Genomic DNA, 25,259 nt, shown 5'->3' on the forward strand with positions numbered 1-25,259 from the left:
GACACGCGCTGCTGCTCGCCACCCGAAAGCTGGGTAGGGTAGTGGTGACCGCGCCCGCCCAGGCCCACGCGCTCCAGTAGCTCCAAAGCCGTTTTTGTGCCCCGCGCACGCCGCGCAGCTCCAACGGCACCAGTACGTTTTCGAGGGCGGTCAGAGAGGGCAGGAGCTGAAAATTCTGGAAAACAAACCCTACGTGCTCGTTGCGCACGGCGGCGCGCTGGTCTTCGCTGAGATTGTCCAGCTGAATTCCGTTGAGCCACACGCTGCCCGCACTGGCCCGGTCGAGGCCGGCGCACAAACCCAGCAGCGTGGTTTTGCCGCTGCCCGAGGGCCCTACAATAGCAAACGTGTCTTGCGGCTGTAGTTCAAAGCTGACAGCCTCCAGCACCGTGAGGTCGCGGCCACCGCTGGCGTATGATTTGGTGAGATTTTCTACTTTAAGCACGAAGGATGGGCGTATGGATTGTTATGAAAGAGGCAATAAAATGAAAATGGGCGGTCATGCAGAGGCGAAGCCGAAGCATCTCGTGTGTTTATCAGGTTTAGTAACCCTGCGTCAGCAGGCGAGATGCTTCGCTCTGCTCTGCATGACGTTCTGAATACATTCTAAACGACGTTTTAATCTTTATAATACTTTCTGTCGTTACGCATATACTTCAAAAAGGCCCCCCACGCATGAAAACCCTGTTGTCCGTATTTAGTTGCTGTCTGCTCCTCGCGCTGACCAGTTGCGGCTCCGATTCGCAAACCGCCACGTCGGTGGCTACGCCGCCGGTTGCTGCTGATAAAAAGCCCCCACGGCACGCTCCCGCACCATTCTGTTCTTCGGTAATAGCCTCACAGCGGGCCTAGGAGTAGAGCCGGAAGAGGCGTTTCCGGCGCTGGTAGGGCAAAAGATTGACTCCGCTGGCCTGGGTTATACCGTGGTAAATGCCGGTTTGAGCGGCGAAACAACCGCCGGCGGACGCAGTCGTGTGGGTTGGGTATTGCGCCAGCCCGTGGATGTATTTGTGTTGGAGCTGGGGGGCAATGATGGCCTGCGCGGCCTGCCGCTCACTGACACGCGCCGCAACCTGCAAGCCATCATCGACACGGTGCGCCGCATTAGTCCGCAAACCCAGATTGTGCTGGCTGGCATGCAGATTCCTCCCAACCTCGGCGCTGATTACGCCACCCAATTCAAGCAGACCTACATTGATCTGGCCCGCGAAAACAAGCTGGTGCTCATTCCTTTCCTGCTCGAAGGCGTGGGCGGCGTGGCCAAGCTCAACCAGCCCGACGGAATTCATCCAACGCCCGCCGGCCACCGCCTCATTGCCCGTACCGTTTGGGATATTTTGCAGCCATTATTAAAGCAGCCAGTGGCAACAAAGGCATTGTAACGTGACCTCACCCGCGGCCCGGTTCGCTTGATGCGCGAAGCCTCGGGGAGAGGGGAGCCAGACGATACTTAACTAGGCCATTGGTAAGCAAGGCTCCGCGCAAACGCTTAATGCGCGTTACCCCGAGGTGAGAGGCCGCGGGTGAGGTCACGCGCTAGGTTCTGGCACATGCTTCCTCACCAATTTCTCCGCCCGAAATAAATCGTCGCTGGCTTGCAGAATCTTCGCTTTGAGCTTCGGATTGTACTTGGGATTTTTCGTGATAAATGCGCGAACCGTGCGGGCCGCCGCTGGCGACTGATAGCTCCCGAATGTGGCTTGCAACCAGGAATACGGAAAGAAAATATCGCCCGTCTGCTGAATTTCAGCCAACAGGTTCAGGCTCTCCGGTAAATACTTCTCCGACGATTCAGCGCGCAGCGGATGGTGCAGATAGCCTAGCGCGGCCACTACCCAAGCTTCCTTGCTGCGGTTCTTTTCTTCTTTCAAAGAAGCAAAAAACGCATCTCTGGTTTTGACGTCCGCGGATAGCGCAGGCATCAGAAATTCCATGCGCTTTTTGCGGTCTTCATTCTTAATTCGGGTCAGCTGCTTCCGCAGTATTTCGCCGTCGGTGCCGTAGTCGCGCACGGCTAGCGCCAGGGCCAAAGCGGTGTAATCATCCTCCGTTAAGTTGACGCCAGCAGGAGATTTTTCCGTAGCCCACACCTCGTATAATTTGGCTTGCGCGGCGGGGGTTAGCGCCAACGATTGATAGGCCTTAAACAGCTGCTTTTTGGCGTTGCTATTGGGGATTTGCTGCATCGCCTGCCAGATCTCATTTTCCAGGGCCGGAGCCAGCTCAGGACGTTTTGTGGGGGGCAAAAATTTCCAGAAAATATCGCCTAGCTGGCTGGTCAACAGCTTCAGATTCAGCTCTTCTTTTTCCTGCGTAAGCCCTTGTCTGGTTAGCGCCAACAGCTGCAATGGCGTTGCTACGCGGCCATTGAGCATATTCTCGTACAAATTCACGTAAGCCGCCGCCCGCGCTACTGGGTTTTTGAGTGCAAACACGCTGGGGGGCATTTTTTGATCTACCGGAAACAGACCGTAGCCCAGCCCTGTCGAATTGAAGAGAATATACGTCGGTGCGGGCTCGCCTTCCACGGCTTTTAGCGCCACTTCGCGCTGGTCCATGGTCACGGTAAACTCCTTCGTAGTGGTAGGATAAACCAGCGTTATTTCGAATAGCTGCGGCCAGAGGCGGTCCGACTTATCCTCGGCTTTTTGCGTCAGGGTTAAGCGTGAAATTTTGCCCCCCAGCGTCTGCAAATCATACCCGAATACGGGGCGGCCGGGCTCATTTACCCACACCTGATTCCAGGCCTGCAAATCGGCCGGTGTGCGCGCATCGAGCAAGCTGATCAGGTCGGGCCAGGTGGCGTTGCCGAAGGCGTATTTGCGCAGATATTCCTGCAAGCCCAGCTGAAATTGTTCGGGTCCCATCAGACGCTCCAATTGGCGCATCATAATGGGCGCTTTGTGGTAAATAATGTTGCCGTACAGCGAGCCCGCATCCTGCAGATTCTCCAGCGGCTGCCGAATCGGGTTGGCCCCTTCGGTGCGGTCGATGCCGTAGGCGGCCGGGAAATGATCCAATACAAATTTGAGGTCGTAGTTGGAGTTCTTGACGGCAATCTGGGTGATTTTGTCAGCCATAAAATTGGCAAATACCTCCTTCATCCACACGTCGTTAAACCACTGCATGGTCACCAAATCGCCGAACCACATATGAGCCGTTTCGTGGGCGATAAGGTTGGAGCGGCCTAGCTTCTGATCCTGCGTGGCGCCTTCGTCCAAAAACAGCGTGGACGCTTTATAATCGATAGCGCCCACGTGCTCCATACCGCCATATTGAAATTCGGGAATAGCCACGAAATCAAACTTTTGGAACGGGTACGTAATGCCGGTATACGTCTGCATAAATGCCAGCGCATCGCCGTGAATCTGGAAGATCGGGTCCAGACTTAGCTTCAGTTTATTGGGGTCCGTTTCGCGGTGCAGAAACTGCATGACGCGGCCCTTTTCGGTGCGCGAAATGCGGTCGAACTTACCGGCCGCGAAGGAGAATAAATAGGTGCTGATAGTGTCGGAGGGCGCGAAACGATACGTATTGCTGGCCGCGGTTATGGTAGAATCCCGCAACGGTCCGTTGGCTATAGCTTGCCACTGTTTTGGCAAAGTCAGAGTAAGCTGAAAAGTAGCTTTTAAGCTAGGCTGATCGAAGACCGGAAACACCGTGCGCGCCCGGTCAGGCACCAGCAGCGTGTACAGAAAATCGTCGCTCCGATTCAGCGACAAATCACCGGCGATAAACTCAATGTTAATCTGATTTTTGCCCTCTTTTAAACTTGTCGCTGGGATAATGATGTGCTCATTGCGGTGGTCAATATCAACCGCCTTTTCATTGACCGTAAGACGCTTGAGATGGTTGGTATTTTCCTTGAAATCGAGCTGTAGGGGGCTTTTATTTTCATTCAGATTAAACGACACCGATTCAGTAGCCAGAATAGGTTCTTCCTTAGCCACCTGAATCGTAAAGTGCAGCACATAAGCCAGATTTGACACTACCCGGCTGCGATATGCCGCCAGCTGTTGCGAAACGCCTTTTTCCACTGCTATATCGGTTGTTTTCACTGCCTTATTGCAACAAGCCAGCACAGCCGCGACGAATAATAGTAAACCAAAATGAGCGTACTTATTGAACCTGTTTTTCATAAAGGGAATGCAGCGAGAGAGAGCCACAAGATCAAACTAAATCGCGGATCGATGACCAAAATAGTTCGTTTGTCTTACGTTGGCTTTGAAGTTGATTCGGTTAGCCAAAACGTGGTTGAGACGCAAGATTTTGCGCCTCCTCGTTGAAGAATTAGTGCCGCGCCGTTCAGTCAAACAACAGTAGCAAGGAGGAGACGCAAAATCTTGCGTCTCAACCACGTTCTGATCAGTTACAGCTTAACACGAAAGCTTAGAAGCATTTGCGTTAAGTAACAAAACAAAAAGCCCCGTTGGGATGGCACTGAGTACCATCCCAACGGGGCTTAGCTTATGAGGCTAACGGCTAGCTTTGCTTTTCAGCCAGTCGCTTTAGCTTGTCATATGTTTGCTGCGACTGCGTGTGCTGGCGCTCTACTTCCTGACGCAGTGCGCCGGTTAAGCTCTTGTCGCTGAGGGCTTCTTTGTAGGCTTTCAGCGCCCACATCTCACCGTGGATATTGGTAGCCAGAATCGTCTTTTCGCTGTGGCCGGTTACTGCGGATGTAGCCTCCATGAAGCGACGATAGATTTTGCCCTTCACCGTAGTGCCGTCTTCCCGCTCGCCGCCTTGCAGGCGCAAGTGGTTATTCAGTTCGCTGGCAAAGCGTTGGCTCTGACTTACCAGCTGCTTGTAGTAGCCCTGCAGCTCTGGGTCCTGGCTTTCGTCAGCGGCCTTTTTGTAGCCTTCAATGCGGTCATTGACGAAGAGCAGCAGCTCATGTAAGGTGTCGGCTTTCTTGTCGCCGGTGCCTTTTTTACGGTTCGTAAGCAACAAACCTACGCCTAGCGCAATGGCTGCGCCACCAACTACTTTCTGAGTGGTGCTGAGCTTGTTATAGCCGGTAGTGGCTTTGGTGCCCAAATCTTTTACCGAGTTGGGTAACTGGCCAAGCAAATCGGATACGTTGCCTTTGTTGAGCAGTTGCTTTGCTTGATCGAGTAGCTGGCCTGCGCCTTGCGACTGCGTGGAGGTGCTATTTTGCGGAGATGATTGCTGTGATTGGTCCATGACGTAATAAGTGTTATAGTAATGATATCCCTTACGGCGGTATGGGGCAACTAGTTAAGTTGAGCTTGCTTAATCAATGAGATGCTTCAGCGCTAAGCCCGATATTTTTGTCGATTTTCACCTGCAATTCCAAGCTTCTAACAACTGTATAGATGCCTGCTAGCTAGCCAAGCACGCCAAATAACTGGCTGTGCAGCGCTGGAGCCGGACGAGCCAAGCACAGATTCCGGCGACAAATTTCGCCGACAAAAGAGAGTTGAATTTATTTAATCAGCCGATGCAAAACCAACGTAGGGGGCAAATTCAATGGTCGCAGCCCCAGATCTATCCGTTGGGCGACTCGGGCATCGTGCTGCAATTCAGCCGCGTCTACAACGCGGAGGTTCAGCAGCGTATTCGGGCCTGCTGCACCTACCTCGACCAGCTACAAGTGACGGGGCTGCTGGAATATGTGCCGGCCTATACAACACTCACGCTGTACTATAACCCCTGGCTGGTGAGCGAGGAAGGCCGCCTCGACCCGTACGCCCGCATGACCGAAATTGTGCAGGCCATGCTGGCGCAGGTGCACACTCCTCAACCGGAAATGGCCCCCACGCTGGTAGAAATACCGGTGTGCTACGGCGGCAAATGGGGCCCCGATATAGAAGAAGTAGCCCGCTATGCAGGCTTGTCGGAGGCGGAAGTGGTGCGGCTTCATGCCGAGGCGGAGTATGTGGTGGCCATGGTGGGGTTCGCCCCCGGATTTCCTTACTTAGCCGGCCTGAACAAGCAGCTAGCCACTCCGCGCAAGCACCAGCCCCGTACATTGGTGCCGGCCGGATCAGTGGGAATCGCCGGCCAGCAAACGGGCGTATATTCCATTCCTACGCCGGGCGGCTGGCAGCTGATTGGCCGCACGCCCCGGCGGCTTTTTCGTCCGCGCCAGGAGAATCCGAGCTTGCTGCGGGCGGGCTATCAGGTACGCTTCGTGCCCATCACGGCCGCGGAGTTTGAGCAGCAGAATAGACATGAGTCTTAGCATCATCAGCCCCGGCCTCCTGACTACGATTCAGGATTTGGGTAGAATAGGCTACCAGAAAGAAGGCATTATTGTGAGCGGGGCGATGGACGCGCTAGCGCTGCGCGTGGCCAACCTGCTGGTAGGCAACCCGGAAAATGAAGCCGGCCTGGAAGTCACGCTGCTCGGTCCTAAAATCCGGTTCGACGAGGATCAGCTTATCGCGCTTACCGGCGCCAATCTGGCGCCCACCATCAACGGGCAGGCGGTGAAAATGAACCGGCCTGTGTTTGTGTGCCAGGGCAGCGTGCTGCAATTTGCCCCCCAGGGCTCGGGTTGCCGCACCTATATGGCTATTGCGGGCGGCCTGAGTGTGCCTACGGTGCTGAGGTCGCGCTCCACGTATTTGCAGGCCGGCATCGGGGGGCGGCAGGGGCGGGCCTTAAAAACCGGTGATGTAATTGCCTGCCCCGGACCATCAGCAGTAGCTAAGCAGTTTTGGCAAAAAATGCTCGCTGCTACTCCCCACAAAACCTGGCTGCAGGCAGCCTGGACGCCCAGCCCCGAGCTGTATCAGGGGCCGCAGGCTAACCCCAGCATTCGGGCGGTGCCGGGGCCGGAGTATAGCCTGTTCTCAACGGATTGTCAGCAGAATTTCTGGGCCCAGGAATACACCGTGACGCTGGCCTCCAACCGCATGGGCTACCGTTTGCGCGGCGACGGCACGGCACTGGCCTTGATGCAGCCCGAGGAAATGCTTTCCAGCGCCGTGAGCTTCGGCACCGTGCAAGTGCCCGCCGAGGGCAACCCGATTGTCTTGCTGGCCGACCACCAAACGACGGGCGGCTATCCGCGCATCGCTCAGGTAGTTACGGCTGACTTTTCCCTGCTGGCGCAAGTGCCGCCGGGGGGCAAAATCCGCTTTCGGGAGGTGTCGCTGGCCAAAGCGCAGCGCTTGTACTGCCAGCAGGAGCTGAATATTAGGCAGCTTCGGCAGGCGTTAAGACTTAAAATGCGTTTGTGATAGACATTAAGAATGAGCCTCTAGACGGTCATGCAGAGCGCAGCGAAGCATCTCGCGTGCTGACACAAGATTACTAATCCCACTAAACACGCGAGATGCTTCGCTGCGCTCTGCATGACAACCGTTTTTGAGCCATAATCAAGGAAACACTATATGACCCAACCGTTTACCGTTGACTTAAATTGTGACATGGGGGAAAGCTTCGGGGCCTATCAGCTGGGCAACGATGCAGCCATTCTTCCTTATATCACCTCCGCCAATATTGCCTGCGGCTTCCATGCCGGCGACCCAGCAGTGATGCGCAAAACGGTGCGCCTCGCCCTCCAGCACCAGGTTGTCATTGGTGCTCACCCTGGCCTACCTGATATAATGGGTTTTGGCCGCCGTGAAATAGCTGTTTCCTCAGAGGAAGCCTTCGACATGGTAGTATATCAAATTGGAGCGCTGGGGGCTTTTTGGCCGCCGAGGGAGGCACGCTGCACCACGTAAAACCCCATGGCGCCTTGTACAATATGGCAGCTGTAAGTGCGCCGCTGGCTGAAGCTATTGCCGAAGCCGTGTACCGCGTGAATCCGGAGCTGGTGCTCTACGGTCTGGCGGGCAGCGAGCTAACCAAATCCGGCACCAAGCTAGGTCTGCAAGTAGCCCACGAGGTATTCGCCGACCGCACCTACCAACTTGATGGCACCCTTACCTCCCGCCGCCTGCCCAATGCCCTGCTCACCACGTCCGAAGAGGCTGCCCGGCAAGTAGTACGCATGGTAAAAGAAGGCCAGGTTTGCGCTCAGCAAGGCACCGACGTAGCCATTCGGGCCGATACCATCTGCATTCACGGCGACGGTGCTCACGCCCTCGAATTTGCCCGCCATATTAACCAAACCCTGCAAAACGAAGGGGTGAGCTTGCAGGCGTTTACCAAAGCCGCCCAATGAAGCAGGCCCGAAACTGGAGTGTGCTATTGGGGGCTGGTTTTCTAATGGCTACGTCGGCGGTGGGGCCGGGCTTCCTCACCCAAACGACCGTTTTTACTCAAGCGCTGGGAGCCAGTTTTGGCTTTGTCATCCTGACTTCTATCCTGATTGATCTGGGCGTGCAGCTCACCATCTGGCGGGTAATAGCGGTGTCTGAAATGCGGGCTCAGGATATTGCTAATACGGTGCTGCCGGGCCTGGGGGGCTTTATTTCCTTCCTGATTGTGCTCGGCGGCCTAGCCTTCAATATCGGCAACGTGGGCGGCGCCGGGCTCGGTCTGCAAGTGCTATTCGGGATTCCCGTGGAGGTCGGGGCCGCTTTGGCCGCCGCCCTCACCATTGCCATTTTTCTGGTTAAAGAGGCCGGCAAAGCCATGGACCGTTTTGCCCAGCTCATGGGCCTGCTCATGATTCTGATCATCGTGTACGTGGTTTTCACGTCGGAGCCGCCGGTGGGTGAGGCCTTGGTCAGAACTTTCGCGCCAACCAAGCTGGATGTCATGGCTATCGTTACGCTGGTGGGCGGCACGGTGGGCGGCTATATCACCTTTGCCGGCGGCCACCGGCTGCTCGATGCCGGCGTGAAGGGCCCCGCCGCTCTGCCCCAGGTAATGACCAGCGCCGTAGCGGGCATCACAGTCGCTTCCGTTATCCGGGTACTGCTGTTTCTGGCGGCCCTGGGCGTCGTAAGCCAGGGCCTAACCATTGCCGCCGATAATCCGCCAGCTTCGGTTTTTCAGCTGGCTGCCGGCAACTTTGGCTACAAGCTATTCGGCGTGGTGATGTTTGCCGCGGCCGTTACCTCCGTAATCGGGTCGGCCTACACGTCGGTTTCCTTCATGAAATCATTTCATCCCAGCATCAATCGGCACGAAAACCGACTCATTATCGGCTTCATCATCGTTTCTGCCCTCATCTTCATCACCATCGGAAAGCCCGTCAGCCTGCTTATCCTGGCCGGGGCTCTGAACGGCTTTATCCTGCCCATCACGCTGGCCACCATGCTGGTAGCGGCCTACCGCAAAAAAGTGGTTGGCGAGTATCGGCACCCGCTGTGGCTGGCCGTGGTAGGCGTGCTGGTAGTGCTGGTGATGACGTGGATGAGCGCCCAGGTTTTCACCCAGCAGATTGGGGGGCTTTTTAGCTGAACTTCATACTGCTGAAAACCAAAGCGTTTCGATTAGTAGAATCAACAACTGTTAGGAGGTCATGCAGAGCGAAAGCGAAGCATCTCGCTCACGCATTCAGATTAGTAATCCAGCATCAGCACGCCAGATGCTTCGCTTTCGCTCTGCATGACGGGCCAGTGACATAGATGCTAGGTTAAGCATTGCCTATGATCCCTCATTGGTAGCTATTCCTTGGAGAAGGCATTACCTTGCTACTTGTTCTTTAAAGCTCATTCATGCTTCCTGCAACGTGGTACGGTTTGATCGGTGTGCGCACGACCGAGGTCAAAACGGTGTGGCTATTCTTTCTGCATAACTTTCTGCTGGGCATCGGTACCATCCTGGTGTACGTGTCGGCCAACGTTATCCTGCTCGAAAACAACCCCGAGCGCAACCTGCCGCTGGCCTACGGCATCGCCGCGCTGGCCATGATGGCGGCGGGCAAGGCCTATACTTATTTCGAGCATCACTTGCCCTTGCAGCGCCTCGCCGTGCGGGTATTGCTGGTCGTGGTGGCGTTTACGGGCGTGATAAGCGTGCTGGTGGCCGTGGGGCATTCGGTGGCGGCGGCCGTGGCTATTATGGCTGGCTACCGGGTTATCTACCTGCTTACCAATTTGGAGTTTTGGGGCGTATCGGCGGTGGTGTTCGATGTGCGACAGAGCAAGCGCTTGTTCGGCCTTATTGGGTCGGGTGATATGCCGGCGAAGGCGCTGGGGGCCATTTTGGCGCTGCTCGTCCACGCCCACACTGATCTGCTGTTTCTGCTGTTGCTGGCGCTGGGGCCTATTTGGGAGCTTTGTACACCTTGCGCGCCACGCTACGCTCGCATGCGGTAGAGGCGCGGCCTACATCCCGTCCGCAGCGCCTGGCCAGCTTGGCGCCAGGGTTGCAGCGCTGGTTCGGCGACAGCCAGCTGGTGCTGTCTACGTGCCTGAGTATTACGGCTATTGCGGCGGTAACGGCGGGCGTGGAGTATTCATTCTTCGTCAACGTCAAGCACAAGTTCCACGACCAGGCCACCGTGATGCGCTATGTGAGTAGTGTGCTGGTAGTCACGTATTTGCTGGCGATGATCTTCAAAATGCTGCTCACTCAGAAAGCCCTGGAGCAGGTTGGCATTCGTCGGATGCTGGTGGCGCTGCCTGCGGCTTTGTTGGCTGGGCTGCTGCTATTTGGCGGCTTATGGCTCGTTGGGTCCGACGATTCGGTGCTGCTGCTTTATTTCTACGGCTTGTATCTGGGCTTGGAAGTGCTGCGCCGCGCCGTATTCGACCCTGTGTTTCTGGTGCTGTTTCAGCCGCTTTCGCCGCCCGAGCGACTGCGGGCCCACACACGGGCCAAAGGATTTTATGAGCCGCTGGGAATGGCGCTGGGGGGCTTTTTATTGTTTGCCCTGCACGATTTGCCCGGCCTGAATGAGTGGGCGCCGTTTGTCTGGATGAGCCTGTTTGCCGCGGGGGCGCTGTTCTTCCTGCACCGCACCTACGACCACTATATGGCCGAGCTGCAACACGCCCTCGGGCGCCGCTTTGGCGGCTCAGCGGAAACGGTAGTTGTAACAAGTGAATTTCTCGCCGAAGATCAATTGCCAGCGAGTCCAGCAGAAGTGCAAGCCCTGATTGAAGCGCTGGAAGACAGAACCCAACGCCGGGCTGCCACGGCTCAGCTGCTACAGCTGAGTTCCACGGTCTTGCCCGAACTGATTCAAACCCTGGAATCACCGGCCGCCAGCGATGCTCTGGTGCGGCGCGTGGCGCAGCTGTGCGCCCGTCAGTCGGTGCCCTCCAGCCGTGAAGCGCTCGTGGCGCTGGCCCGCCGCCCCAACCTCCACCAGCGCGAAACCGCGCTACGGGCCCTGCGCCACTTGGAGCAAGTAGAAACCGACGCGCCCATCTTTCAGGGCTTGGTGCAGGAGGAAATGCGACTGGCGCAGCAGCTGTTGCAGGGCATTGCGGCCTTCAGCCACGACGAGCTGCGCCGCTGCCTTTCCTACGAGCTGGCGAAGGGGCAGCAACGGATTTTTGGTCTACTTTTCCAGCTCTACCCCCCGCATATCATTGCCGATGCCCAGCGCGGCGTAGACCACGCGGCCCGCGAGCGCCAAGCCAACGCCCTCGAAATTCTGGACAACATCATTCCGCGCTCCTTATATCAGGGCCTGCAAGCCTTGCTCGACGTAGCGCCGGTGGCGGAAAAAGTGCGTGTATTTGATCGGCTGCTGGGGCCGCTGAGCCAGCCCGCGCGCGTGGTGCCGTTTATTATTGAGCAGGGGGAAGCTGCTTTTTCCGACTGGACCATCAGTGTAGCTTTGCGTCACTGGCATGCCGAACCCCACACAATCAAGCAGTTATTACCGTATATACATAGTTCCAACTACCTTATTCGAGAAAGTGCCTTCTTTGTGCTGAAAAAGCTGTCGGAGCGCCAACCCGAACTCTATGAACAGCTTACGGATGCCGAGCCTGCCTTACCTGCCTTGCTTATGAGCCACACCCACGCTACCACCGCCACCATTTCGGCCCGCGACCGGGTGCATGTCCTTCAGCAAACGGCCTTGTTTGCCGAGACGCCCGAAAACGTGCTGAGCAGCATTGTGCCCATTATGCGGGAAGTGAGCTTCCGCGACGGGCAGCAGATTTTTGCCAAAGGCGACCTGGGCACGTCGCTCTTCATCGTGTACGGGGGTGAAGTTGGGATTTTCAACGGCACCCAGCACCTCACTACCTTCCGCAAAGGCGACTTCTTTGGCGAGCTGGCCCTGCTCGATGCTGAGCCCCGCTCCGCCTCCGCCGTTGCCCAAGGCGAGGTCGTCGCCTTCCGCCTCGATCAGGAAGACTTCTACGATGTGATGGAGGAGCGCAGCGAAGTATTGCGCAACATTATGAAAGTGCTCTGCCAACGCCTGCGCCGTCAGAACGAGAAGATGCAAACGCAAGCCCCACTCAGCAATCCGGCGTGAGGCTAGTCTCACCCCCGGCCCCCTCTCCCAAAAAGAGGGGGAGCCAAGCGCCCGGCCTACGCGGCCACGTCGGCTTGCGCCTCCGCAACCGCTACCGTGCGACTCGCTTTAGCTTAAAAAAGCCCCCCAGATGTGTATCTGGGGGGCTTTTTTTCAACTCTTTACTTCCTGACGAAAGCGGTAGCCGTACTGGAGGCGCGAGCCGAAAGTGCGGCGTAGAACAACTCACGTCAGGTTCCCCCTCACCCTTTGGAGAGGGGGCCGGGGGGTGAGGCCAATCTCAGGTTGCTATTCCAACTTAAACGCAGCTTCCTGTACGTCGCGAGAATTGCCCCCCACAAACACTTGAAAGTCGCCGGGCTCCGACACAAACTTCAGGTCGGTGTTGTAGAACTTCAGATCGTCGGGGGAGAGGCGGAAGGTGAGGGTTTTGCTTTCGCCTTTTTTCAACGCTACCTTCTGGAAGCCTTTCAGCTCCTTTACGGGCCGGGTAATAGAGCCTACCATGTCGCGGATGTAGAGCTGGGCGGTTTCCTCGCCGTCGTAGTTGCCGGTGTTGCGCACAGTCACGCGTACTTCGAGGGGCTCATTTTGCTTAATCGACGTTTTGCTTAGCTCCGGCTTGCTATAGCTGAAGGTGGTGTAGCTCAGGCCGTAGCCGAAGGGGTAAAGCGGCTCATTGCTCACGTCCAGGTAGCGCGACTTATACTTGTCGAGCTTATCGGTGCCATTGAAGGGGCGGCCGGTGTTTTTATGGTTGTAGAAGATGGGCACCTGGCCTACAACCTGCGGAAAAGTAGCCGTGATTTTGCCCGATGGGTTGTAGTCGCCAAACAGCACGTCGGCAATAGCATTTCCGCCCTGCGTACCCGAAAACCACGTTTCTAGGATGGCATCCGCGTTTTGGTTTTCCCAGCTCAGCGCCATAGGCCGGCCGTTCATGAGCACCAATACCAGCGGCTTACCCGTTTTCTTAAGCGCTTTCAGCAATTCCATCTGCGGAGCCGGAATACTGATATCGGCGCGGCTGGCCGCTTCGCCCGTCATGCCCTGGCTCTCACCTACGGCGGCCACAATGACGTCGGCACTCTGGGCAGCTTGCACTGCTTCCTGAATCATCGCCTCGGGGGTGCGTTTGTCGATGTTCAGGTCGCCGCCGTGAGCATTCAGGCGCTCAATCATCTGCTGATCATCGGTGATGTTGGCGCCTTGCGCATACACTACTTTCACGCCACCGGCCACGTTTTTGATGCCTTGCTCCAAGGAAACGGCCTGCTTCCAATCGCCGGCGCCGCTCCAGCTGCCAATCATGTCGCGCTGCCGGTTGGCTAAGGGGCCTATCAGCGCAATCGTGCCGGTCTTTTTGAGGGGCAGCGTGTTCTTGTCGTTTTTGAGCAGCACCAGACTCTTGCGGCTGATGTTGCGGGCATCGGCGATGAACTCCTTCTTCATCATGGTAGCCTTGGCGCGCTTCTCCGTCACGCCGCGGTAGGGGTCTTGAAATAGGCCGAGCTTGTATTTGGCCTCCAACACGCGGCGGCAGGCCAGATCAATCTGCTCCTGCTTCACGGTGCCGTCTTTCAGGTTCTGCGCCAGATTTTTCAGGAAAATCTCGCCTACCATATCCTGATCAGTGCCCGCATTCAGCGCCAGCGCCGACACTTGCGCGTCGTTGCCCATGCCGTGCGCTGTCATCTCATTTATGGCGGTGTAGTCGGTGGCCACGAAGCCATTAAAGCCCCACTGCGTGCGCAGCAAGTCGGTCATAAGCCATTTGTTGCCAGTAGCAGGCACACCATTTATGTCGTTGAACGAGGTCATCACGGAGCCCACGCCGGCTTCGATGGCGGCCTTGTAGGGGGCAAATATTCGTTGTACATGCGCACCAGGCTCATGTCGGTGGTATTGTAGTCGCGGCCAGCTTCGGCGGCGCCGTAGAGGGCGAAGTGCTTGAGGCAAGCCATCACGTTGGTGGGCTTGCTCATGTCATTGTCGGGGCCCTGGTAGCCGCGCACCATGGCGCGCGCAATCTGGGAGCCCAGGTATGGGTCTTCGCCGGCACCTTCGGCAATGCGGCCCCAGCGCGGGTCGCGGGCAATATCCACCATGGGCGAGTACACCCAGTTGATGCCATCAGCAGCCGCTTCCTCGGACGCAATGCGGGCGCTGCGTTCCATGGCCGTAAGGTCCCAACTGGCGGCCATGCCTAGCGGAATCGGGAAGATAGTGCGGTGACCGTGAATAACGTCGTAACCCAGAATCAGCGGAATCTTGAGGCGCGATTCCTTCACGGCCAACTCTTGCAGCTTGCGTGCCGCCACGGGCGTGTACGTATTGAGCACGGCACCCACATTGCCTTTCCGGATGTTGGCATCCACGTCTTTGCTGACCACGGGCCCAGTCACGTCGAAGCCCACCGACACGAGATTAAGCTGACCGATTTTTTCGTCCAGGGTCATCTTCTTCATCAGTGCTTCCACAAACTGATTCATCTTCTGCGTATTGACACTGGAAGGCGGAGCAGGAGCTTGCTGAGCTTGCAGCGTCGGGCTCAGCAAAAGCCCCAGAGACAGAAGCAAGGTAGTGCGGAACGTTCTTTTCATGTGGGAAAGGATAGGTTGGGATTGGAGCGCGAAAGGGAGGTGAAAAAGCCCCCAGCAGTAATACGAGTGCTGAGCTTAGGCAGCCGGTTGTTCAAAAACGTTTGTCATGCAGAGCGGCAGCGAAGCATCTCGCGTGCTGACTCAAGATTAGTAATCCCGCTAAACACGCGAGATGCTTCGGCTCCGCCTCTGCATGACGTTCTATTGCTGATGGGTGACAGTGTTGTTCAACGAGGAGACACAAATATGTGTCTCTACTTCGCTGTTACGACGGGTATTCGGGTGGAAATGCCGTTTTCGTTGATGGCTTCAATGGTGAAATAATAGGGGAGGTCTTTGTCCATGCCTTTGAAGTAAAACTCAGGGGAGCCGTGCACCATGATGCAATTGTAGAGCTTATCAGGGCTGATGCCCACATGAATATTGTAGGCATAGGCATTGTCGACGGCCTTCCATTTCAGCCAGGCGCTGCGCTTGTCTTTTTCAGTCCGTAGCACAATGAAGTTCTGTACTGCCTCGGGCACTGAGCCGTTGCCTTTGCCAAATACCCGCAGGCCGCTGATGGCAAATTTGCCGGTGGGCATATGGATATTTTCGAGCTTGAGGTAACGCGTTTTCAGCGGCTCGGTCAGCTCGATGTAGTCGTGCGGGACATCGGTTTTGTTCTGGCTTTTATCCACCAGCATCTTCCATTTTTTGCCATCCAAGGAGTGCCAGAGCTTGTACTGATGATAGGTGCCCTGCTGCTTGCCCAGGAATTCCGCGTCCTGATCGGCGTAGTTTATCTGGATGGCGTGCACGGTGCTTAGATTGCCCAGATCCGTCTGGAGATACTCGCCCTTATTACCGGTGGCGGCGCTCCAATAGGTTTTGATGCTTTCATCAACGGCGAAGTTGGGCAAAAAGCCCCCAGCGTGCTGGACACCTGCACCGGCTTCTGATAATTGAGCAGCATCCAGCCCGCGAAGCGACTTTTGAGGTGGTCGGCGGGGCCGGTGGGCAGGTAGTGTGGGTAGTCGCCAAACATGGTGTTGCTGTACAGCACGCCGTCTTTATCGAAGCCCGCGGGCCATAGCCCCAGGCGCCGCTCGAAGTTGTTTTTCACCGATACAACCATCGTGGAGAGGTGCCACCAGTTGCCGTAGGTGTCCTGAAAGGTGTTGCCGTGGCCGGCACCGCGGGCAAAGCCGCCGGGCTTGTAGGCAAACGGATTGTGCGGCTGCGGCGTGAAGGGGCCCAGGGGCTTGTCGCTTACCTGCACGCCGTCGGCGTAGCCGCTAAATTCGGTGCCGGGCGCGCCGTACTGGAGGTAGTATTTGCCGTTGTGCTTGTTCATCCAGGCACCTTCCATAAACGGGTCGAGGAAGGTGTTGTCGAGGTATTCGCCGAAACGTTGCCAGCCAAACCGCTCGTCATTCAGCCCAAACATCTCTTTTGGCTGCCCAATCGGCTGAAAGGTTTTGCGATTTATTTGCTGCCCATAAAGCGGAAATTCGTTGCTGCTACCCCAGTACAGGTAGAGCTTGCCATCATCGTCCAGAAAAAAAGCAGGGTCCCAGGCGCCAATCTGGAAGGGCTCCACGGCTTCCTTCCACTCGTTGGCCTTAGGATTAGTGCTCATCCAGATGGGGAAGTTCTTCTCGTGCGTCGAGCCAAATACAAACAACGTATCGCCCATTACCCACACAGCCGGCGCGCACAAGTCGTCATATACCTTATGATGAGGCTTGAGAAAGGAACGCGACACGAACTTCCAGCCGTACAAGTCTTTGCTGTGCCAATAGCCCCATTGGTTGGTGGAGAAAAGGTAATAATCGCCTTTAAACAAAGTGATAACCGGGTCAGCCGTAGCGCGGTGTCTGCCCGAAACTGAAAAATTAGGGATGGGCGTGTAGCCATAGTCCAAGTTCAGCGGATTGCAATATGTCCGCTGCCCCGGACTGGCAGTGGGCTGAGCCTGAGTAACTAAACTCAGCAACACAGCAAAGCAAAAGAGCAGAGTTCTGAGCATAATTAAACTATAAAACGTGTGTCATGCAGAGCGCAAGCGAAGCATCTCGCGTGCTGACGAGAGATTAATAATCTCACTAAACACCCGAGATGCTTCGCTCCGCTCTGCATGACGGTCTTTTAGTGTTGTTACTTCTTAATCTGTGGGCTTTCGAAGCCTAGCTTGGTGAGGCCGCGCTGCACGTCGGGGCTGCTCATAAATAGCTTCCAGAGCAGGCCGGTGCGGTGGTTTTCAATCATGACGATGATGGGGCCTTGATCAATGGCGAGGTGGGACTTGGCGTACCAATCATGGTGCTCACTGAAGCCATCCACAAAGCCGTATTCGCTCCATATTTTGTCCCCCAGGTCGTTGTAGAAGTGCTTCAGTGCCGCCATTGACTCCTTCGGTGCGTAAGGCATGGCTGACAAGGCGGCAGTGGGCGAAATTACGCCCAAATCCTCGGTGGGCGAGTGAGCCGCGTAGCCTTTGTGGCTATCCGAGGCGGTGAGGCCCCAGCTATTTGGGCCGTAGCCTTTGTATTTCTTCGGGTTATCGACGCAGTAAGCATAGTTGATTTGAGTGTGCGCCTGATTTTGCTGCATGTAGTCGGCGTACTGATCTTTGAGGCCGCGCGGGTCAATACCCATGAAAGAGTAGTGCGAGAAAAACAGCGGCCCGCCGTAGTCAAAGCCCAGCGGGAGCTTGGTTTTGTAGAACTCCTTGCCATTCTTGAAGTAGTCGCCGGTGGCCCAGCCTTGGTCATACACCTTCTTGTCGATGGCATACTTTGGTGAGGAGGCCGCCATGACATAGGTAATTAGGCACTCATTCCAGCCATGAATCTGGTGGTTCATGCTCCAGCCGTTGTTGGGGCTCCAATGCCAGTAGAGTACATTTTGCCCCCCTGAGTGTGCCAGTTCCACTCCACGCCTTCCCACATCCACAGAATGCGGTTGCGCAGCTCCTGTTCGGTTTTGTTTTCTTGGGTGAAGTATTGGCGGGCGCAAATCAGACCCTGAAACAGGAAGGAAGTTTCTACTAAGTCGCCGCCGTCGTCCTTTTGGCTGAAGCGGATAACCTTGCCGGTTTCCCCATTCAGCCAGTGCGAATACACGCCGTGAAACGAATCAGACTTCTCCAGAAACTTCACAATTTTGAGAATGCGCGCCGCCGCTTCTTCCCGCGTTATCCACTTCCGCTCGGCCGCCACGATGATGGCCATAATGCCGAAGCCTGTGCCGCCAGTCGTTACTACCTCGCCGCCATACTCGTAGGCCACGTTGCTCCGCTCGCGGGCCATGCCTGATACCGGATGCCCAAAGTCCCAGAAGTACCGAAACGTTTGGCGCTGAACCAAGTCCAGCAACTGCTCATCCGTGAGGTTGCGCGGACGCTGGCGCGGGTCGAATTTGGTGGTCTGGGGGGCTTTTTTTGCCGCTGGCTTTTGTTGGGCAGTCAGGAAGCCCGGCAACAACAGACACAGGAAAAAGAGGAGTTTTACTTTCATAAGTCAGCCTATGCGACAGTTTAGCTAGAGTTAGTTTCCCTGCTCAGTTGAGGAGGGAAACTAACTCTAGCTCTGGTCTATTTTTGTTTACCAATGATTGGTTAGTAGCCAGGGTTCTGCGTGAGCTGGCCGCCGCTTAAGTCAATTTGGGCCTGCGGAATGGGGAAAAGCTCATGCTTGCCCTTCACGAAGGTCTTGCCCTGGGCGGCGAAAATGGGAACAATACGACCGGGCTGTACACTTTCCTGACGAACCAGATCGAAAAAACGGTCGTGTTCGAGAGCCAGCTCCACGCGGCGCTCCTGCCATATTTGCTCGAGGGTAGGAGCCGGAATAGCGGCTAGGCCTGCCCGACGACGCACCAGATTGAGGCTGGTAGCGGCGGCAGCGGTGTTGCCAATTTGCCGGGCTGCCTCAGCATTTATAAGCAGAATCTCGCCGTAGCGCAACACCCGGATATTCTTAGGCAGGTAGTCGTTGTTGCCGCAGTTGGCTTCCCGGGTGCGGCTGTGGTAGGCCTTATAGCTATAGCGGAAGTTTTCTACCGAATCTTTGCTCGGAATCCGGAAGCCATCCCAGAGTACGGTGCCGGTAGAGCGCTGGCCGGCGGGGGCTGTTGGCTGAATGAATATAATACTAGCCGCCCGGCGTACGTCGTTGGGCTCGTATGCATTTACTAAGGATGTGGTAGGGTTATTAAAACCAAATCCAAGGTCAGCCCAACCGCCACGGCCACCTGAGCGTGGCCCTTGTGAAACGGTGTACAGCTCTACTGCCGAGTTATTGCAGGCAGCATTAACGCCAGTCTGCACCTCAAAGATGGATTCGGGTCCATTGGCGCCTGCTGTACGCCAAATATCCGCGTAGTTATCCTGCAGGGCATACGTCCCCGAGCGGCCCTGTATAATCTCATTGGTCAGCTCATAGGCCTGCTGATAATTTTTGCGATATAGGTACACCTTAGCCAGCATACCTTGCGCGGCCGCCTTGGTGACGCGCCCCGTCTGGGTGGCACCTTTCAGCGGCAGATTATCGGCAGAAAACTGTAAGTCGCTGATGATGAATTCGTAGATCTGGTCAGCAGTAGCGCGCTGCTGAAACTCCGGGCTGTTAATCTCAGAGGTCTGAGGTACCCGATCAAGTAAGGGCACGCCACCGAATAGACGTACTAAATTGAAGTAGAAATAAGCCCGCAGAAAGCGAACCTCACTGATCTGGCGGTTCTTATCTGCCTCTGGCGCAGGACTTAATGGAATTTTATCAAGAGCTTGATTAGCCCGTGCTATGCCTTGGAAATAGCCATTCCAGACGTTATTGGGGGTGCCATTGCTCGAGGTTAGAGTGAAGTTGTCGATGGTAAGGGCATCACCATAATCGGTTGGAGTGCTGCCTTTATCGGCGTCGTCGGAGGCAATATCCGTCATGATAACGTATTGCAAGCCATGTACATCGGCGCCAAAGCCCCCAGATACATCACGTTATACACTCCATCCACTAGCTTTTGGGCGGCGGCAGGGTCGTTCCGAATGGCATCTTCACTAAGCTGGCCTTGCGGAGCCACATCAAGAAAATCTTTGCAGCCGCTGACAAGCACGAGAGTCAGGGCCAGGGCAGCCGTGCCGGCGCGGCGCGGGAAGGAAGAAGGAATAGAGAAATACATCGGCGTAGCTTATTTGAAGTTGACGTTCAGCCCCAGCGTGATTGTGCGGCTAATAGGGTAGCTATTAAGTTCGATGCCTGAGTCGAGGGGACCACCGGCCAGCTCTGGCGTGAAGCCACTGTAGTTGGTCACCGTAAACACGTTCTGGGCGGCTGCAAATACGCGGAATGAAGTCATGCGAAAACGCTCCAGCGCAGCCACCGGCACCGTATAACCCACTACCACGTTGGTGAGGCGCATGAACGACCCCGACTCCAGAAAATAAGTTGAGTTGGGCATGCTGCTTATCAGGGCCCGAGGGTCGGAGTTGGTAGGGTTGGTAGCCGTCCACCGGTCATCAGCAAAGCTGGCTTCAACGTTATCGGTGCTGGCGTTGCGGGCCTGCTTTTTGGCGTTATACACCTTATTGTTCAGGTTGCCCGAAAACACAAAGGAGAAGTCCACATTGCGGAAATTTAGCCCCCCATTAATACCGTAGTAAATAGGTGGCTGATACGAGCCAAAGTAAGAGCGGTCTAGTAAGTCAACTACGCCGTCCCCGTTTTTGTCGGCATACTTCAGGTCGCCTACCTTGGGGTCAAATGTGGAGCGGGGTCCGCTGACGATTTCATCGGCCGATTGGTACACGCCGATAGCATCGAGCAAGTAGAAGCTGCCCGCAGCCACGCCGTTGTCGGAGCGGGTTACAGTGCCGTTAACGCCACCGGCAAACAAGGCCTGCCCACCGTTTAGCTCGGCAATGCGGTTTTTATTGAAGGTGGCATTCACCCCGATATTGTAACTCCAGTCGGGGCTTTCGCCTATGTTCGTGCGCCAGTTCAGGGCCGCCTCTACACCTTGGTTGGTGATGTCGGCGGCGTTAGTGATGAACTGGTTGTTTGGGTCACCCAGGATACCGGGAATATTGATCGGAATCAGAGCGTCGGAGGTGGTCTTGTCGTAGTAGGTTACTTCGCCGGTCAGGCGGTTGTCGAGCAAGCCAAACTCTACCGCGAAGTCGTACTCCGTGGTGGTTTCCCAGCGCACGTCCTGGTCCTTGATGTCCGTGATGGTGGCGCCCAGCACCGGCTGGCCGTTGAACACGTACGGAATGTTGGCGTTGGCCGTCACGATATAGGAGTTGGCCGGGATCTGGTCATTACCAAGCTGCCCGTAGCTGGCGCGCAGCTTCAGGAAGTTCAGTATGGTGTTGCCTTTCAAAAAGGCTTCATCTGAAATCACCCAGCCTAAGCCCACCGAAGGAAAGAAGCCGTTGCGCCGGTCGCGGTTAAACCGAGAAGTAGCATCATGGCGCAGGTTGGTCGTGAAGAGGTAGCGGTCCAGGAAAGCGTAATTGATGCGCCCCAGGTACGATAGCCGACTGTCCTTCGACGCCTCAGATGCATTCACCGATGAGTTTGGGTCGCCAGCGTTCAGGTACCACTGATTGGGGTCGACGGGTACATCGCGGCGCGCTGCCGAAAACTGATTATCAAAACCTTGCTCTACCACGGTGCCTACCAATACCGTCAGGTCATGCTTGTCGAGAAAGCGCTGCTGAAACGTAGCTGTGTTTTCCCACAGGTAGCGGAAATTATTGTTCTGCGTTACGTTCAGGTTGCTGCGATCTACGCGCTGGTTGCCGCCGGAAGTCAGGAACGTGACTTCGTCGTTGCGGTACTGGTAGTCATACACGCGGCGGTTGTTGTAATTCAAGTCGAGGTTGATGGCCGAGCGGAGCGTAAGCGCGGTAACAGGCTTTACATCAACTGCAAAGGTGCTCTGCAAGCGGTTTTCCAACGACTTGTTGTTGTTTTTTTCAATGTCCAGCAGCGGGTTACCCACGTTGCCGAAAGCGGAGGTATTACCATATCGGTCGCCCATTTTAGCCGCAATAATAGGCGACGCTCGGTAAGCGTTGCCATAGGCCGCTCCTATGTTCACATCGCGGGTGTTGGCGTGGCTGAAGGATGCCTGGGAGCTGATGGTTACCTTATCCGAAAGGTCGAATGCGGTGTTGGAACGCACGGTCAGACGCTTAAACCGGTTGTTGATGACGATACCATCATCCTGAAGCAAGTTGCCTGAGAAGTAATAGCGCACGTTCTCGCTCGCCCCCGATACAGCCAGATTGTGGTTCTGGAAGGTGCTGCGGCGCAAAATCTCATCGTACCAGTTCGTAGTGCCCGAAAAGTCAGGAATGTTGGTGGTCGGCGAAACATCGCCCAGATAATTTACATACTGGTCGGCGCTGGCCATGTCTACCAAACGAGCCGCCTGCTTAAAGCCCCCGTTGCGCTGTAGCTCAGTACGGGCTTGCCCTCTTTGCCCTGCTTGGTGGTGATAATAATGACGCCATTTGCCCCCCGCACGCCATAAATAGCCGCTGCCGAGGCATCTTTCAGTACGTCGATGGTCGCAATGTCGGCGTTGCTGAGGTTACGGATATCGGTGGTCTGTACTCCGTCTACTACATACAGTGGGTTGGCCCCAGCCAGCAGCGTACCCGTGCCCCGAATCCGTACGACGGGCTGGGAGTTGGGCGCGCCATTATTCGTGATCTGCACCCCGGCAATTTTGCCCTGCAAAGCCTGCGTAGCAGTCTGTACGGGCTGGTTTACAATCTCGGTGCCTTCCACGCGGGCTACAGCGCCAGTGAGGTCGCGCTTGCTTTGCGTACCATAGCCCGTTACGACTACCTCACCGAGAGCCTGCGTATTGGGGGCCAGATTAATGTCGATGGTGGTGCGGCCCCCGATGGCTACCTCCTGCGGGTTGTAGCCCACAAAGGAGAAAACCAGCGTGCCGTTGTCGGGGGCGGTGATGGTGTAGCGGCCTTCGGGGTCGGTGCTGGTGCCGTTGCTGGTACCTTTTACCACTACGTTTACACCGGGCAGGCCCCCGCCCGTTTCGTCAATCACGCGGCCGGTTACGGTGATGTCGGCCGGCGTTTGGGCCAGAGCGGCAATAGCTGCAGACTCAGCGGTAGCGTAGGCCGGGGCGCTGCCGGCGCACAAAACGGCCCCCAGCCCCGCCAGGGCCGTAAGCTGTTTAACACACCTAGGAAGCCCAGGGAAATGTAGAAGAGAGACCATATAAACGAAGGGTTTTAGGTGGGAGATAAGAATCAGGGGAATGCCTCAGATGCAGGGAGGTGCCCGGAAGCGGGTCAGCCGTGCATTACTTGTCAGTTGTGTAACTGCAGTCAGATCAGGAAGAAAGCGCAATCGTTTGCGGGTCTTTTCCAAAGTCGGATTTAACCAGGTAACACGTAGTACTAAAAACGACGAAATCAATTATTGGCCTGCGCATGATGATGCAGCAGCAATTTTGAGCGGGCCTCCTTCACACGGAGGTTACTAGTGAATCGAGAAAACACGCGACCATTACTCAACAGCTAAAAGGGTCGCGTCAGGCCGGACAGGGGGCTTTTCGAATAGCCTGGCTCTCTGTCGTCTTTCCTTATCCAGCAGATCGGTACTAGCAAGCGGCTATGTTTGTTTACGACAAAATCGGCAAATAAACGCAGTCGTAAAAGCTGTACTGTTCTATAATGGCTAAGGTTGTGTTCGGATAATATAAAATGGCAGCTGACAGGGCACAAAAAAGGTTGGCGAGTTCATCGCCAACCTGTGTTCTTTCTGACTTACCAGCTTTGCGCACTGATAATCAGGATTTAAGGCTAAAAAAGCCCCCTAGCTTGGCTGAGGCTACCGTTCCAGCTTAAAATCTTTGTCTAAAGCAGGGCGCTCCTTTTGGTTGGCTACTGCCCAGCCAGTTAAGTAAATCCAGCGCGTGACACCGGCCAGCTTCGCAATGTTGATGCGCTCGGGCTCGTCTTCGGGCGTGTGATAATCCTTGTGCAGCAGCGTGGTGTAGCAGATGGCCGGAATATTAAGGCGGGCGTAGGAGAGGTGGTCGGAGCGGAAATACCAGCCTTCCGGGTGTGTGGGCTTGTCCCAGAGCGTGTCCAGCTTAAACTGAGCGCTGGCCTGGTTGGCCGCCAAAGCAGTGTTTACCAAACTCAGGGAGTTGCGATGGGGCAGCTGCGAGCCCAGCAGCGCCGCGCTATCTGGGGCGTTGCGGCCCAGCATTTCGGCATTGAGCACCGCTACGATAGACTCACGGGGCACCGTAGGATTGGCAGCGTAGTAGCGCGAGCCCAGCAAGCCGCGCTCCTCAGCCCCGTGAAACACAAACAGCGCAGTGCGCTTAGCTGGCTTTTGCTTGAAAGCACGCATGGTAGCCAGTAAAGCGGCGCAGCCGGTCGCGTTGTCGTCGGCGCCGTTCCAGATAGAGTCGCCGGCCACGATTTTGCGCACACCGTCGTGGTCCTGGTGGGTGCTGAAGAGCACGTTTTCCTTCCTTAGCTGCGCATCGGTGCCGGGCACGGTTGCCACAATATTTACCGATGGATACGCGAAGCTTTCGACCTTGAGGGTAGCCGTCAGCTGCTGGCCGGACTGGCGCACCCAGGTAAGCGCTTCGGCTGGCAGCCAGATAGTTGGGGCCTGTCCCACTACTTTGGTCGTAGCTTCGCCGGGCAGGCTGTAGCGGCCGCGCTCGTAGCTGGTAGTCCAGTTTTCGTACAGATTTTGAGCCCGCGCATCCGACACGAACACCACGGCCACGGCACCCGCCTTCACCAGCTCCGCTGACTTGTCGCGCATGGTTTGCCCCACAAACCGGCGGTAGCTCAGATCGGCCGATGGCGCTCCCGAAAACAGAATAGCCACTGCTTTGCCTTTCACATCGATGTTGGCCATTTCGGCGGCGGTTCCAGTGCCCACAAATAGCAGGGGGGCATTTATGGTGGCCACGCCGGGGGCCAGAATCATGGCGTCCTTGCCATGGGTGAGCTGGTGAGTGCCGATGCGCAGCTGGCTGTCCTTGGTAAGGCGAGTGCGCTGAATATGAAAGAATTGAAAGTAGGTGCCATCGTCGCCGGCGGGCTGGAGGCCGATGGCGCGGGCCTGCTCAGCTATCCAGACGGAGGCTTTCAGCTCGTCCAAGGTTCCGCCCTCACGGCCCCGAAAATGGTCGCCACCAATGGCGAACAAGTCGCGCTTTAAGTCTTCTTCCTTGATGGCAGAGCGCTTATCGCCGGCAAACGGGCTGCGCTGGGCATTTGCGCCGTTGCTGGTGAGTAGCAAAGCCAGCAGACTGCCGGGAAGAAGGAAGCGAGAAAGTATAGCGTGTTTCAT

General features: G+C 56.1%; 17 protein-coding genes and 4 pseudogenes. 8 read left to right on the forward strand and 13 right to left on the reverse strand.

Annotated features, from left to right (window positions below; translation table 11 throughout):
* Window positions 1–5: 5 nt before the first annotated feature.
* Window positions 6–445: pseudogene (locus H9L05_RS26930) on the reverse strand (ABC transporter ATP-binding protein); the annotation flags it as partial.
* 230 nt (window positions 446–675) lie between these two features.
* Between H9L05_RS26930 and H9L05_RS26225 the strand changes: the two are divergent.
* Together H9L05_RS26225 and H9L05_RS14075 are read left to right on the forward strand one after the other, a co-directional pair.
* A complete protein-coding gene (locus H9L05_RS26225) occupies window positions 676–852 on the forward strand; it encodes a hypothetical protein (protein WP_187731499.1) in 177 nt (58 codons plus the stop codon).
* Entirely contained in the window at window positions 819–1,382 is a 564-nt protein-coding gene (locus H9L05_RS14075) for an arylesterase (RefSeq protein ID WP_317175190.1), read from the forward strand. Before H9L05_RS26225 ends, H9L05_RS14075 begins: the two co-directional genes overlap by 34 nt.
* A 147-nt stretch (window positions 1,383–1,529) precedes the next feature.
* Here H9L05_RS14075 and H9L05_RS14080 read toward each other — a convergent pair whose 3' ends face one another.
* Window positions 1,530–4,058, reverse strand: a complete 2,529-nt coding sequence (locus H9L05_RS14080) for a M1 family metallopeptidase (RefSeq protein ID WP_308422037.1) — start codon at window positions 4,056–4,058, stop codon at window positions 1,530–1,532.
* Window positions 4,059–4,482: 424 nt separating this feature from the next.
* Window positions 4,483–5,187, reverse strand: a complete 705-nt coding sequence (locus tag H9L05_RS14085) for a PA2169 family four-helix-bundle protein (protein WP_187731501.1) — start codon at window positions 5,185–5,187, stop codon at window positions 4,483–4,485.
* Window positions 5,188–5,464: 277 nt separating this feature from the next.
* Here H9L05_RS14085 and pxpB point away from each other — a divergent pair, with 277 nt between their 5' ends.
* The 6 genes and pseudogenes from pxpB to H9L05_RS14110 all read left to right on the forward strand — a co-directional run bounded on the left by pxpB (window position 5,465) and on the right by H9L05_RS14110 (window position 12,313).
* Window positions 5,465–6,208 (forward strand): 5-oxoprolinase subunit PxpB, encoded by a 744-nt coding sequence (gene pxpB / locus H9L05_RS14090; protein WP_187731502.1) that lies wholly within the window; start codon window positions 5,465–5,467, stop codon window positions 6,206–6,208.
* Entirely contained in the window at window positions 6,198–7,211 is a 1,014-nt protein-coding gene (locus H9L05_RS14095) for a 5-oxoprolinase subunit C family protein (protein ID WP_187731503.1), read from the forward strand. Before pxpB ends, H9L05_RS14095 begins: the two co-directional genes overlap by 11 nt.
* A gap of 189 nt (window positions 7,212–7,400) precedes the next feature.
* Window positions 7,401–8,143, forward strand: a pseudogene (locus H9L05_RS14100) (LamB/YcsF family protein).
* Window positions 8,140–9,330: an NRAMP family divalent metal transporter gene (locus H9L05_RS14105; RefSeq protein ID WP_187731504.1), complete on the forward strand. Its 1,191-nt coding sequence runs from the start codon at window positions 8,140–8,142 to the stop codon at window positions 9,328–9,330. Before H9L05_RS14100 ends, H9L05_RS14105 begins: the two are co-directional and overlap by 4 nt.
* Before the next feature lie 257 nt (window positions 9,331–9,587).
* Window positions 9,588–10,190 (forward strand): hypothetical protein, encoded by a 603-nt coding sequence (locus H9L05_RS23785; protein ID WP_223284440.1) that lies wholly within the window; start codon window positions 9,588–9,590, stop codon window positions 10,188–10,190.
* Complete coding sequence (locus H9L05_RS14110) at window positions 10,160–12,313, forward strand: cyclic nucleotide-binding domain-containing protein (protein WP_223284441.1); 2,154 nt, start codon at window positions 10,160–10,162, stop codon at window positions 12,311–12,313. Before H9L05_RS23785 ends, H9L05_RS14110 begins: the two co-directional genes overlap by 31 nt.
* Window positions 12,314–12,601: 288 nt before the next feature.
* On the opposite strand, the pseudogene bglX reads toward H9L05_RS14110, so the two are convergent.
* The 10 genes and pseudogenes from bglX to H9L05_RS14145 all read right to left on the reverse strand — a co-directional run bounded on the left by bglX (window position 12,602) and on the right by H9L05_RS14145 (window position 25,259).
* Window positions 12,602–14,916 (reverse strand): annotated as a pseudogene (gene bglX, locus H9L05_RS14115) (beta-glucosidase BglX).
* 254 nt (window positions 14,917–15,170) lie between these two features.
* Entirely contained in the window at window positions 15,171–15,818 is a 648-nt protein-coding gene (locus H9L05_RS23790) for a discoidin domain-containing protein (protein ID WP_223284442.1), read from the reverse strand.
* A complete protein-coding gene (locus tag H9L05_RS14120; protein ID WP_223284443.1) occupies window positions 15,722–16,927 on the reverse strand; it encodes a family 43 glycosylhydrolase in 1,206 nt (401 codons plus the stop codon). Before H9L05_RS14120 ends, H9L05_RS23790 begins: the two co-directional genes overlap by 97 nt.
* Window positions 16,928–17,055: 128 nt before the next feature.
* Window positions 17,056–17,763, reverse strand: a complete 708-nt coding sequence (locus H9L05_RS23795; protein WP_223284444.1) for a glucoamylase family protein — start codon at window positions 17,761–17,763, stop codon at window positions 17,056–17,058.
* On the reverse strand, window positions 17,760–18,416 hold the full coding sequence (locus H9L05_RS23800) for a DUF3131 domain-containing protein (RefSeq protein WP_223284445.1): 657 nt from the start codon (window positions 18,414–18,416) through the stop codon (window positions 17,760–17,762). The genes H9L05_RS23795 and H9L05_RS23800 overlap by 4 nt, the downstream gene beginning before the upstream one ends.
* A gap of 101 nt (window positions 18,417–18,517) precedes the next feature.
* On the reverse strand, window positions 18,518–19,840 hold the full coding sequence (locus H9L05_RS14130) for a RagB/SusD family nutrient uptake outer membrane protein (RefSeq protein ID WP_223284446.1): 1,323 nt from the start codon (window positions 19,838–19,840) through the stop codon (window positions 18,518–18,520).
* Entirely contained in the window at window positions 19,837–20,076 is a 240-nt protein-coding gene (locus H9L05_RS23805) for a hypothetical protein (RefSeq protein ID WP_223284447.1), read from the reverse strand. The genes H9L05_RS14130 and H9L05_RS23805 overlap by 4 nt, the downstream gene beginning before the upstream one ends.
* 9 nt (window positions 20,077–20,085) lie before the next feature.
* Window positions 20,086–22,329, reverse strand: a pseudogene (locus tag H9L05_RS14135) (SusC/RagA family TonB-linked outer membrane protein); the annotation flags it as partial.
* Window positions 22,317–23,150, reverse strand: coding sequence for a carboxypeptidase-like regulatory domain-containing protein (locus H9L05_RS14140; RefSeq protein ID WP_187731505.1), 834 nt, complete (start codon window positions 23,148–23,150; stop codon window positions 22,317–22,319). The gene H9L05_RS14140 and the pseudogene H9L05_RS14135, both read right to left, overlap by 13 nt.
* Before the next feature lie 615 nt (window positions 23,151–23,765).
* Complete coding sequence (locus H9L05_RS14145) at window positions 23,766–25,259, reverse strand: M28 family peptidase (RefSeq protein ID WP_187731506.1); 1,494 nt, start codon at window positions 25,257–25,259, stop codon at window positions 23,766–23,768.

Origin of the sequence: Hymenobacter qilianensis (genome assembly GCF_014489555.1) — a bacterium.
In the GTDB taxonomy this organism is placed as follows: Bacteria; Bacteroidota; Bacteroidia; order Cytophagales; family Hymenobacteraceae; genus Hymenobacter; species Hymenobacter qilianensis.

Excerpts from the sequence above, each read along its gene's own strand:
- H9L05_RS14120 (WP_223284443.1), bottom strand. The coding sequence starts at position 16,927 with ATGCTCAGAACTCTGCTCTTTTGCTTTGCTGTGTTGCTGAGTTTAGTT.
- H9L05_RS14095 (WP_187731503.1), top strand. The coding sequence starts at position 6,198 with ATGAGTCTTAGCATCATCAGCCCCGGCCTCCTGACTACGATTCAGGAT.
- H9L05_RS14105 (WP_187731504.1), top strand. The coding sequence starts at position 8,140 with ATGAAGCAGGCCCGAAACTGGAGTGTGCTATTGGGGGCTGGTTTTCTA.
- H9L05_RS23800 (WP_223284445.1), bottom strand. The coding sequence starts at position 18,416 with ATGAAAGTAAAACTCCTCTTTTTCCTGTGTCTGTTGTTGCCGGGCTTC.
- H9L05_RS23785 (WP_223284440.1), top strand. The coding sequence starts at position 9,588 with ATGCTTCCTGCAACGTGGTACGGTTTGATCGGTGTGCGCACGACCGAG.
- H9L05_RS14140 (WP_187731505.1), bottom strand. The coding sequence starts at position 23,150 with ATGGTCTCTCTTCTACATTTCCCTGGGCTTCCTAGGTGTGTTAAACAG.
- H9L05_RS23805 (WP_223284447.1), bottom strand. The coding sequence starts at position 20,076 with ATGTATTTCTCTATTCCTTCTTCCTTCCCGCGCCGCGCCGGCACGGCT.
- H9L05_RS14085 (WP_187731501.1), bottom strand. The coding sequence starts at position 5,187 with ATGGACCAATCACAGCAATCATCTCCGCAAAATAGCACCTCCACGCAG.
- H9L05_RS23795 (WP_223284444.1), bottom strand. The coding sequence starts at position 17,763 with ATGAACCACCAGATTCATGGCTGGAATGAGTGCCTAATTACCTATGTC.
- H9L05_RS26225 (WP_187731499.1), top strand. The coding sequence starts at position 676 with ATGAAAACCCTGTTGTCCGTATTTAGTTGCTGTCTGCTCCTCGCGCTG.
- H9L05_RS14130 (WP_223284446.1), bottom strand. The coding sequence starts at position 19,840 with ATGACGGATATTGCCTCCGACGACGCCGATAAAGGCAGCACTCCAACC.
- H9L05_RS14145 (WP_187731506.1), bottom strand. The coding sequence starts at position 25,259 with ATGAAACACGCTATACTTTCTCGCTTCCTTCTTCCCGGCAGTCTGCTG.
- pxpB (WP_187731502.1), top strand. The coding sequence starts at position 5,465 with ATGCAAAACCAACGTAGGGGGCAAATTCAATGGTCGCAGCCCCAGATC.